The 1071-nt window shown below is 58.8% G+C and carries 1 protein-coding gene and 1 pseudogene; one reads left to right on the top strand and one right to left on the bottom strand.

Annotation, left to right across the window (positions count from 1 at the left end):
• Positions 1-74: 74 nt before the first annotated feature.
• Positions 75-612: pseudogene (locus LB547_RS32795) on the bottom strand (ABC transporter ATP-binding protein); the annotation flags it as partial.
• Positions 613-842: 230 nt separating this feature from the next.
• Between LB547_RS32795 and LB547_RS32250 the strand changes: the two are divergent.
• A partial coding sequence (locus tag LB547_RS32250; RefSeq protein WP_210239596.1) for a hypothetical protein occupies positions 843-1071 on the top strand: 229 nt, incomplete at its 3' end.

Raw genomic sequence — 1071 nt, 5'->3', positions numbered from 1 at the left:
GTGTCGAAGCCCTCAAAGGCTCCGAACATCGTTCCTCACGACCACGCGCGAAAGGTGCCACCAGAACAGCGCTTACGGTCAAGTGCGCCGAGCGGCTCATCGAGCAAGAGGAACGGCGGATCAGCGATCAGGGCTCGAGCAAGCGCCACGCGCTGTTACTGGCCGCCGCTCAATTGCGACGGCATGCGGCCGCCAAAGTCGGTGAGGTGCACGCGCGCGAGCATGCGGTCGACCTGCGCTGCCTCTCGGCAGCCTTCATGCCGCGCATTTCGAGCGGGAATTCTAGGTTCGGCGCACCGTGAGGTGCGGAAACAGCGCATAGCTCTGGAAGACGATGCCTTGGTCGCGCCGATAAGACTGCACCGCCGCGACCTAATTCCCAGCAATCCGGATGTCTCCCTCAGTGGGCGCTACGAACCCGGCGAGCAGCATCAGGGCCGTGGTCTTGCCCGAACCCCTTGGGACCGACGGTCAGCGACAAATTGCTGACCGCAGCGACTGCCCCATACATCTTGTGACGCTGCCGAACTCAATCTGGGCCGGAACCGAGTTTTTCTCCAATGCTTCATCCTCGGCAATTGGCGGGGTGATGTTCTTTAGATCCAAGGTCACGGCAGGCCGGACAGTGCCGAGCGGTCGAGCCCCATCCATACTACGACATCAACCATTTAACTAGTTTTAGAGGCCCTTCGACCGCCAGATGAGCCAACGTCTAGCTGAGCCGAGCGTTTGCCGCGCACATGATTAAGACCGCTGATTACAGTTATCGAGTGGTCATAAAATGGACCGGCCAGTCGATTTGTATCACCTCTGCTCCGAACCGGGCAAGATAGGAACGTCGAATGCAGGTCAGCGACAGTATTAGTCAGATCCAGATTGGTCTCAAGCCATTCTTTCGGTCTGCCAAGCGGAGCGTCGGGCGCCTTTCCAGGCATTGCCGAGAGTGCGGCGACTGCTCACATGCATCCAGCAACAATTTGGCAATACCAGCTGAATCTCAGATATTTTCGACTGCACGTCGCACTGCAATTAGCCGCTTCTCCCAGGCGTCGCCGGTGAGCCTCTTTGCGC

The organism is Mesorhizobium sp. B264B1B (genome assembly GCF_020165765.1).
Taxonomy (GTDB): Bacteria; Pseudomonadota; Alphaproteobacteria; order Rhizobiales; family Rhizobiaceae; genus Mesorhizobium.
This window is presented reverse-complemented; position numbering and strand designations above follow the sequence as displayed.